Origin of the sequence: Pedobacter sp., assembly GCF_035566355.1 — a bacterium.
In the GTDB taxonomy this organism is placed as follows: domain Bacteria; phylum Bacteroidota; class Bacteroidia; order Sphingobacteriales; family Sphingobacteriaceae; genus Pedobacter.
The window spans coordinates 1-6,799 of the sequence record NZ_DATMRL010000621.1 but is presented as its reverse complement, the minus strand read 5'-3'; the positions used below and the strand labels follow the sequence as shown (position 1 = coordinate 6,799).

General features: G+C 40.8%; 6 protein-coding genes. All 6 read right to left on the bottom strand.

Annotation, left to right across the window (positions count from 1 at the left end):
• Positions 1-234: 234 nt before the first annotated feature.
• The 6 genes from VNZ46_RS24380 to kaiC all read right to left on the bottom strand — a co-directional run bounded on the left by VNZ46_RS24380 (position 235) and on the right by kaiC (position 6,531).
• Positions 235-534 (bottom strand): hypothetical protein, encoded by a 300-nt coding sequence (locus VNZ46_RS24380; RefSeq protein ID WP_199082360.1) that lies wholly within the window; start codon positions 532-534, stop codon positions 235-237.
• A gap of 67 nt (positions 535-601) precedes the next feature.
• The gene (locus VNZ46_RS24375) at positions 602-2,275 is read right to left on the bottom strand and encodes a MutS-related protein (RefSeq protein ID WP_325563488.1); all 1,674 of its coding nucleotides are present in this window, start codon (positions 2,273-2,275) and stop codon (positions 602-604) included.
• A gap of 203 nt (positions 2,276-2,478) precedes the next feature.
• On the bottom strand, positions 2,479-4,167 hold the full coding sequence (locus VNZ46_RS24370; RefSeq protein WP_325563487.1) for an ATP-binding protein: 1,689 nt from the start codon (positions 4,165-4,167) through the stop codon (positions 2,479-2,481).
• A gap of 10 nt (positions 4,168-4,177) precedes the next feature.
• A complete protein-coding gene (locus tag VNZ46_RS24365; protein WP_325563486.1) occupies positions 4,178-4,465 on the bottom strand; it encodes a circadian clock KaiB family protein in 288 nt (95 codons plus the stop codon).
• A gap of 18 nt (positions 4,466-4,483) precedes the next feature.
• A complete protein-coding gene (locus VNZ46_RS24360; protein ID WP_199082759.1) occupies positions 4,484-4,765 on the bottom strand; it encodes a circadian clock KaiB family protein in 282 nt (93 codons plus the stop codon).
• Positions 4,765-6,531 carry a circadian clock protein KaiC gene (kaiC, locus tag VNZ46_RS24355; protein WP_325563483.1) on the bottom strand — a complete coding sequence of 589 codons (1,767 nt, stop codon included), beginning with the start codon at positions 6,529-6,531 and terminating at the stop codon, positions 4,765-4,767. Before kaiC ends, VNZ46_RS24360 begins: the two co-directional genes overlap by 1 nt.
• Between the last annotated feature and the right edge of the window lie 268 nt (positions 6,532-6,799).

Here is a 6,799-nt window from a genome sequence, read left to right as displayed (position 1 = left end):
CAGAATTTGATTTATTCTGCAAGCAATACCTCCTTTTTCTGCACCATGCCTGGTCGCCACCCTCCTCTGCAATTTGCTAAGGAAAATTCTCGTACACTGCGGAAAGACCTCAGAGATCTGTCCGCTCCTTCAGCGGACCTGATATCGTTAGTCTGGAAGCAGCTGTACAGAATTTTCCACGAAATTCACTTCTTTATATTCTACGATACATCCTATGAAATCCGAAGTAAAAAATTACCCGTTTAAATACATGCTTTTTATCAGTAACTCCTGATCAGGATTGATAATCGTACAATGGTAATTGATCGCGTCTTTATTGCAATAGCCAATGATAACCTGCTCGGGTTCAAGATCTATATCAGGCAACTGATCCAGAATACTGTAAATCTTTTCAAATTCAGTTTTCACATCCTGGTTACCTGGAAGAATGATCCGGATCTCTCCTCTACCTTCAAATAGTTTAACCAATGTCCACCCTGACCCCTTTAGATGTCTTTTAAGGTTCTGAAAAAGTTGTTCCTTATATTCGTGCATATCCGCCTAAATTACTACATAATCGAAAATAACGCAATTGTATTTGAAAAAGTTCTGAACCTTTGGGCTAAAGATCATATTTTTTTCGCAAAACCGTACTGATCGCAGTTGCATCTTCAATAATGGACTGAGGATAACCCATTGAAGATAAAATAGCCAGTCCGTTTTTATTTTTCAGTATCCCTGGTTTGATCTTATAATCAAATACCAACCGGGTTTCAGATACCAGTTCTTCAAATGAATATACTGCATATTCTTTACCCAACAGCTCTGCCAGCTCCAGATCATGTGTAGAAACGAAGGTAAAATTCTTATGAGCTGTAAGATAAGACAGAATGGCTTTAGCAGCAGCAATACGTTCAATGGTGTTTGTACCTCTAAAGATCTCGTCAATCAGAATCAGACTACGCTCCGTCTGCCCCATAGTTTTATTCACAATATCCAGGATCGACAAAGCCTCTGCCTGAAAATAACTCTTGTGTTCTTCCAGGTCATCGCTCATCCTGATACTGGTAAACAGGTCCATAAAAGGCGCAGAATAACAATTGGAACAGGAGGTAAATAAAGTCTGCGACAGGAGTGCGTTGATGACCAAAGAGCGGATAAAAGTGGTTTTCCCTGACATATTTGAACCTGTGATCAATACCCCCTGTTCCGCTTTTACTTCAATAGAATTGGCTACACAATTTTCCACCAGCGGATGGTACAGGTCAGTCACTTTAAGTTCTTCTGTTAGCCCGCTGAAATCAGGTTTGCAGTAATAAGGCAATCCTGTTCTTAAAGAGAGTACTGAAATGGCCATATCAGTTTGGCCTATAAAATTGAACAATATTTCTATGTTGCTTCTTTGCTGGTTGATCCGGTTCACCGATTTGAGGAACATCGCCGGTTCTACCAGCAAAAACGTCTTGATCAGCTCAAGAGCACTGGCACTAAGATCTGTAGGATCGCCACTTGTTTTATCCTGAAAATTGACCATGCTCAGGGAACGCTGAAGCGGTATAAGTTCCTTCAGGCTTTCCTTTACGGGCTGAGCATCCGGATATACCACCAGTTTCAGCATACGCTCTGCCGCCCTCATCAGCTTATACAATTGCGGCAGCGAATGAACATAACTTGATATCTTCTTTTTATTGCCGTAATGCAGATAAAAGTTAAACAACGTCAGGCCCAGGCTCAGCAGAAAAAACATCTGGTTCCTTAAAACAACGGTTAATACAACCGAAGCAATCCACAGCAGCGCAGCAAAGCGGATGTACAGACTGAGCCATCCACTGTACAAAGCTTGATAACTTGTGGTAAACAATTCATGTATATAATAGGCATTCTTACTACCCAGTGCAGACAGTTCAATTTCCGTACTGATCCTGAGGTGTTCATCTGCAGCAAATTGCTCTGCCAGAAGATCGAGTTGTTTCAAAGCTTCGGGGTCTTTCTTCCCGGACCTTAATTTCTGGTACAGGTACTGTTGTCCAGGTTTACTGTTGGTCCTGTCTATATAGGCAAACAGGTTTTCAAGATCTATATCTGTGGCAATCGCGTCAGATAAATGACCTCCGCTTTCCTGTCCAAAATAAGAGTAGTAGGCTTTGAGCTGTTTGAAGTCGATGGGATGTTCTGAGGGTTGAGACCACTTGGTAATCACTTCTTCTGCTCGTTTTCGCGTTTCCTGCTGACGCCTGAATCTGAAAAAAAATAAAAGAAAGGTAAGGACAACAGGAATACCAAGCAGGTAGATCATCTTGAAAAGGATTTAATTTCTGCCAAATCTATACAATTTACGGATTTGAGAAAGAAATTAATCCTGTGAACTGATAACCGCTAATAAAAAAGAAAAGGAGATAAACCTTTCGATTTACCCCCTTAAATTAACGCTCTCGGAAACAAATATAATTATTGTTCCAACATATATCACCACCTCATTGTCATTTATTTATAAGTTTTTCACAATTGCTCTGCAGGAAGACTAAACCAAAATGTACTTCCCTTTCCCAATTCACTCTCCACACCAATTTTTCCACCATGCTTCTTAATAATCCCTGCAGAAATATACAGCCCAAGCCCCAGACCGGAATACTGGCTACCGCTTTCATCTACTCGGTAATATCTTTCAAAGATATAAGGAAGTTTATCTTCAGCAATTCCGTTTCCACCATCTTTAACCTCCAATCTGGATTCCTTGTCCGTTGCTGATATCAATACAGAGATGAACTTAGACTCAGGAGCATATTTAACTGCATTGTTTACAAAATTTACTACAACTTGCTCAATCCGGTCGGCATCTGCAAAAACAAGGATATCTTCATCACCGCTTACATTTATTTTATAGCCATCCGAAGCATGTAGATGCTGCAAGCTTTCTCTAATCATTTTCACTAAACTGAAGCGGGTTTTATTTAGGTGAAGTTGCCCTTCTGTATACTTTCCCGCATTCAAAAGGTCATTAATTAAGGCCGTCACCTTATCCATGCTCTTATTCGCCTGCTGAATGAGCGAAGGAACCATATTACTGGAAATTTCATTCTTATCTTTTAAGCGGTTCAGTAATTGAAGAGAAGCCTTAAGACTGGTAATAGGGGTTTTAAGTTCATGACTGGCTACACTGATGAAATCATCCTTCTGCCGAATAGCCATCCGTCGATGCGTTACGTCCATAAAAGTGCCAATGCTACCCGTAATATTTCCTTCCTCATCATGAATGGGGGCCGCATTAATAGAGATGTAAAAGGTCTCCCTGCCAGGAGGCCGGATACCAATCTCAAAATCATAAACGGGCTTTCCTGTTTTCATTGAAAGATGCATTGGATGTTCAGCTCCTGGTAAAGGGCTGCCATCCAGGCGCAGATTTTGCCATTGAGGATCATCATATATACCTTTTGTAATTTCACCTGGCTTCAATCCTAATATTTTTTGTGCCATAGGATTAGCGTAAAGCAATTTCCCTTCTATATCCGTAATGCCAACACCTTCGGCCATGGTTTCCAGAATCCGGCTAAGTTGCTCCTGATTCCGGCGAAGCTCCGCCGTTCTTTCTTTAACCGTCTTCTCCAGATTAACATTCAGATCGTTTGCTATGCGCTCCGCTTTTTTAAGTTGTTTGTTCTTTTGCTTTAATAATTTTTCGTTCTTCTTTTGGTCTGTCAGATCGGTAATAATGATGCTCATGGATAACCCCTCTTCCAGATCCAGCATTTTCAAAGACAATTGTACACAGATGCTTTCGCCAGTAGCGGTCCGTATTTTTAATTCACCTTTTATTGTATTTCCCCATGCTCCGTCAATGAGTATTTCATACTTTTTCAGGTCTTTTTCATCTATAAATTTCACGAGTGGCCGGCCGGTTACTTTTTCCAGAGGAAGACCAACCAATCCTGCAAAACGGGAATTACAATACAGAATATTCCCTTTCTCATTTAAGGTAATTGCCCCTTCGGTCATCTGCTCAATAAAGATCCTGTAGGTTTGATCGGCACTTTTCAACGTATAGATCTGATGCCCATCGTTTCCTTTAAGAACCAGCGCGTCCACTTCCCCCAAGCGTATGGCCTCGAGCATATCTTTCGCTTCTTCCAATTGAAACTGAGTTTCCCGTAACTGGTCCTGTAATTCCTTATGTGTCTTTAAATTCTCCAAAAGCAAAATTTTATACCAATAGTCCTAATCCTCTCAGTACCCGCTGGATATCTGACATGTCTCCAACAAGACGCCTTTCGGGGCCCGGGAATTTCTTTATGAGCATAGGAACAGCAACAACATCATCACTTTTCACAATTTCAGGTTGCTGATGCACATCAATGATTTCCATTTCATATTTATTCTTGAGCTTATCCTCTAAAATTCCCTGCAGGTTATTGATTGCCCGAACGGATTTGGAAGAAGCTCCAGCAACAAATAATCTGAGTATATAAACTGGCTCCTCTTCTATATTCATAATTCCACGTAAATTCAATTAAGATCTGGGGCGGATATCTAATCCCACCAATACTTTTTCTTTATTGGAGAGATCTCCGATAATCTTCCTAACGGGCTCCGGCACTTTCTTTACCAGAGTAGGAATGGCCAATATCTGGTCTCCTTCCGCCAATTGCGGTTGAAGGAGGAGGTCGACCACTTCAATGGAATACTGACCGCTTAAATGCTCTTCACAATACTTCTTTAAATTGCTAAGTGCAGTGACTGATTTCTGGGTCTTACCAGCTACATACAGTCTCAGTTCATATTTCTGTTCCACTATTTCTTTATTTTTGACTTACCATTTAATTGCTTACCCGCCAAAAGTTTTCCACCGGATTTTCTTATCTCGGTGATTTTTTGACGGTTCTCTTCCATCACACTCTTTTTTATCTCCTCCTCCGTGTAAATCTTGTTTAGTTCTTCCTCGGCTGATTCAAATTCAGATTTCAAACTCTCGATCTTTGCCTCCAGCACCTTGCGTTTACGAAGAAGTTCTCTATCCTTCCGGCTTAAGGCGTATGTATGCAAAACCTGCCCTGTTTCCTCCAGTAACATTTGTGCCTCCCGGGCCGAACCGGTCAATACGCCTTCTGGCCCAAGATAAACGTCAACCAATTCTAAGCCCTTACTGGTAATTAAAAACTCCCGAACTTGATTAGAATGATGCATCCCCCTGGATTTCATAATGTACAATCCTCTGTTACGCTCGCCGTTAAGTTCAATATCTTTGATATATAACCAGGCATCTACCAAAGAAGAAACGCCGTCGTCTGTCTGTTCACTCACTACGGTATTTAGTGTAAGTGCTGTGAACATGACCGTAATCTGCTCATTTTGCAAGAAATCAATTAACCGCACCAGCATCGCTTTAACATCGCTAAAGCTGCCCACGGTAATGAGATTTGTAATTGGATCCAGAACGACAACTTTAGGTTTAAATTTCTGAATAGCCTTATGAATTGCGACAAGATGCATTTCCAGTCCAAACATTGTTGGACGTGATGCGTAGAACTGCAGAATACCCTTATCTACATGTTTCTGCAAGTCCATACCTATGGACCTCATATTCCGGATAATCTGTGCAGGCGATTCTTCGAAAGCAAAAAACAGGCATTTGTCTTTTTTTAAGCATGCATGGTTTGCAAAACTGGCCGCAATACTCGTTTTTCCAGTACCCGCCGTTCCAGACACCAGGATACTACTTCCTTTAAAAAAACCGCCCATAGGAAACATTTCGTCCAATGCACCGATTCCCGAAGATATAGTTTCTGAAGAAACCGGCTTATCCAATTTTAAAGAAGTGACCGGTAAAACTGAGATTCCGTCGTCATCTATTAAAAATGGATATTCATTGGTACCATGAAGCGAACCCCTGTATTTTACAATCCTTAATCGTCTGGTCGAAATCTGGTTAACTACCCGATGATCGAGCAGGATTACACAATCAGAAACATATTCTTCTAATCCCTGCCTGGTCAGACTTTCTTTTCCCCTCTCACCGGTAATGATGGCGGTTACGCCTTTATCTTTCAGCCAACGGAATAACCTGCGGAGTTCCGCTCTGATGATCCCTTCGTTAGACAATCCGGCAAAAAGGTTTTCTATCGTGTCCAAAACGACCCTTTTTGCTCCAATACTGTCAATTGCATAGCCCAAACGGATAAATAACCCTTCCAGGTCATACTCCCCGGTTTCTTCAATTTCAGTTTTATCAATATGGATATAATCCATCCTGATCTTTTTTTCGTTTTGTAGTTTTTCCAGGTCAAAACCAAGGGAAGCTACATTCATCAGGAGTTCGTCAGCCTTTTCTTCAAATGCAACAAACACGCCTGGTTCATTGAAATCTTGTGCCCCGCGGACAATAAACTCAAGGGAGAATAATGTTTTTCCACAACCAGGTCCGCCGCAAATCAAGGTTGGCCTGCCAGAAGGCAAACCACCCATGGTAATTTCATCTAATCCATTAATGCCCGTTTTTGTCTTGGGCAAGGCAGGTAATTTCTTGTTTAAACGTAATGAAGTTTCTTTTTTTACTGACATATTTTACGCTCTATTGATTTTCTTCACTTGGGAATGAAGTAAATAACAAGGATAATGCCTAAATGTTTAGCGTATAAAAAACGGGCATTGCCAAATTAGCCATGCCCGTTATAAATAAATTGTTTCTCCAGAGAAGAATTACCTTCGCATGAGCTCCTTAAGCTTAACTATTCTGTCTTCATTTTTACTAAGATCATTTCTGATCCCATTTAATATATTTAAGAGTACATCGTCATTTGCAATTTCAGTAAGTGATTTAAAAATATCT